3 protein-coding genes are annotated in these 2,741 nt (G+C 66.6%); 2 read left to right on the plus strand and 1 reads right to left on the minus strand.

What is annotated here, in order from left to right; genetic code table 11:
* Window positions 1-255 precede the first annotated feature (255 nt).
* Window positions 256-807, minus strand: a complete 552-nt coding sequence (locus JNW87_RS37200; protein WP_309234156.1) for an NUDIX domain-containing protein — start codon at window positions 805-807, stop codon at window positions 256-258.
* 65 nt (window positions 808-872) lie between these two features.
* On the opposite strand from JNW87_RS37200, the gene JNW87_RS37205 reads away from it, so the two are divergent.
* Both JNW87_RS37205 and JNW87_RS37210 read left to right on the plus strand, forming a co-directional pair.
* Complete coding sequence (locus JNW87_RS37205) at window positions 873-1,067, plus strand: hypothetical protein (RefSeq protein WP_109799997.1); 195 nt, start codon at window positions 873-875, stop codon at window positions 1,065-1,067.
* Between the two features lie 303 nt (window positions 1,068-1,370).
* A complete protein-coding gene (locus tag JNW87_RS37210; RefSeq protein WP_109799996.1) occupies window positions 1,371-2,093 on the plus strand; it encodes a DinB family protein in 723 nt (240 codons plus the stop codon).
* Window positions 2,094-2,741: the final 648 nt, after the last annotated feature.

Consider the following 2,741-nt stretch of genomic DNA (forward strand, 5'->3'; position numbering starts at 1 on the left):
CCGCAACCCCGAACGATTCGTCCGCGGCATCCCACAACCACCCGCCCTACCCGAGGCCGCGTGGATCAACAAGCCCGACGACGAGCCGACTCAGTCAACGAACCCCTGAACCACCCGCCCCGAAAAGGTTGACACCTTCCGTCCCGATGCCCGTCGGACCAGCACGCCGCGCGCGGAGATTCGCCTGATTGTCCGGCAGCCTCGTGTCTTTGGTGCGTCTGGCGGGTACAGCGGACCTATAAGTGCCCAGGGAGATCACAGGCCGAGCATCACTGGCGTGCCCGGGATGTCACCGGCGATCAGCGCCGCCAGCGGTGTGGCGATGTCACGGGGTGAGAACAGGTCGGTTCCGCCGTATTCGGCGATGTCTCCGTGCCGCCACCATCGCATCCCGCTGATGTGCTCGGCGGCGAGGTCGTCATCGGACAGCGCGCCGCGGGGATCAAAGCGCGTGGTGCGGACGAGGAAGTAGTCGTTGACCAACCCGTCGTAGCCGTCCCGGCCGGGAGCGGCCACCTCCTGGTGCCAGACGTGAGGCGGGTCGGCGTCAATGACAAGCCCCGTCTCCTCGTGCAGCTCCCGGCGCAGTGCCGCCAGCGGCAGTTCACCGGGCTCGATGCCGCCGCCCGGGGCCGCCCATACGACCGTTGCGCCCGTCGGTACAGCTGGATGCGGGAAGCTGAAGCGGCACAGCAGGACACGGTCATCATCGGCCAGGATGACCGCCCGGACGGCACGTCTTAGCCTCGCCGTGGCAGGCGTCTCGTTCATATACAGATGATCAGGGCGCCAGCGGCCGGGCCGCAAGCCGTCGAGCGTCGAGGCCGTCCCATGACGAGGTACTCGTTCCGCTTTCCTACGATGAAGCACTCGTGCTTTCTGACCTCCTCGCGCGTTGGTACGAGCAGGGCTACCAGGCGCTCGACTTGAAGGACCGGGCAGAGAAGCGGGTCCTTGACGACCTGTGCGCGACCTTCGAGCCTGTTATTGACCAAGTCTTCTCGGCGAACTACGCCGAGGTCGTCGCGGCGGCGCGGCAACGAATCAGAGCAGCCTGGGAGGGCTGATCGAGCCGGAGGGATGCGTGTAGGGCACGACCGCTCATCGGCACGTGCGTGCACGGGGATCGAGCCGACGCCTGCGCCGGACATCTACGGAGAGTGACGGGAGTTCCTGCGTTTCGGCGCGCCCACTCGGCGGCATGAGCGAGCGTTTGAGCCCGGCGCGGTCAAAATCGGGGGCTGTCAAATTAGTTCTTACACCCCCAAGATCGCGGTTCCCGCGCGTGGTTGTGGCATGGTGCGTTGGGTTGCGCCGCCGGGCGATGGCCTATTCGTCTGTGTGCCTGCGGTGCGGCTTAGTCTGTCCGCATGCGACGCTTCAACGACGAAGACCTCACGGGCGCGGAGTTCCGCGAGTGCGACCTGAGTAGGGCGCGGCTGGTCGGCGTGGTCATGCAGGACGTTGAGATCGACGGTTTGGTCACCAACCTGGTGGTCAACGGCGTGGAGGTGATGTCGTACGTCGAGGCGGAGCTCGACCGCCGGCACCCGGTGCGGCTGCTGATCCGTTCCGATGAACCGGCCGACCTGCGCGAGGCCTGGCGACAGCTGCGGAAGGCGTGGGCGACGACTACCGAGCGGGCCGGGTCGATGGCCGAGGGCAGCGAGGATCTCGGCGTCGACGGCGAGTGGTCGATGGTCGAGACTCTGCGTCATCTCGTCTTCGTGCACGACTCGTGGTTTCGGCGCTGCGTACTCGGGCTGACCGAGCCGTTCACGGCGATGGGACTGGCATCTCCGTTCGTGCCGGATCAGGAGGGGCTGGGGCTGGACAGGTCCGCCCGGCCGGGTCTCGACGAGGTGCTAACCGTGCGCGATCGGCAGGCGTCGGAGATTGAGGCGTGGCTGGCCGAGGTCACACCCGAGCAGCTCGCAAAGCCCGCGCCGGTGCCGGACGACGACAGATGGCCCCCGTATGCCAAGGGCCGGCGCGTGCGGCAATGCCTCGGCACTGTGCTCAACGAGGAATGGGAACACCACGGTTTCTGCGTGCGCGACCTGGACAAGCTGTCGCGTCGGGGGGCTCCGTAGGTGTGGTGATGAGGGATCTCCCGCCAAGATCCCGGCCCGAACGGCGCGTGGCCCCCGTGTTGCGATGGGTCGAACGTTCGGAGCGTCGAGTCCGCGGCTCATCAGCCCCGCGGCTCGGCGACGGTCAAAGGCGCTCGCCCGATGTCATGGGCGGATTGGCGCACGGATCTCGGCATGTCCGGGAGCTGGGCGGCCCAACTCGCCGTGACGTTCCATAGCGAGCTGATCGCGGCAGATGTGCGCACCTGACCTTGTTCAGGCGCCGACGGTATCAAGTGCGCGGGGGCTCTGCTCGAGGGGTTTCCTGAGCTGGGCTCGGACTGCCTGGCACGGTGAGCTGGTTAGGGGCATGGCCCGCTGGGTGAGTGGCCAAATTGCCGGCATTGGTCCGACTCGCGAAACAGATGGACTGCATGTCCTATGAGCCCGTGCGAGCCCACCGGATTTGGTGGCTAACGGTGATAGGTGAGTCGACCTGATTGGGCTGGCCGCTGAAGATCGTCATCCCGGAAGGTGTCAACCTTTTCGGGGCGGGTGGTTCAGGGGTTCGTTGACTGAGTCGGCTCGTCGTCGGGCTTGTTGATCCACGCGGCCTCGGGTAGGGCGGGTGGTTGTGGGATGCCGCGGACGAATCGTTCGGGGTTGCGG

Origin of the sequence: Micromonospora sp. ATA51, from assembly GCF_016802855.1 — a bacterium.
Lineage (GTDB): Bacteria > Actinomycetota > Actinomycetes > Mycobacteriales > Micromonosporaceae > Micromonospora > Micromonospora sicca.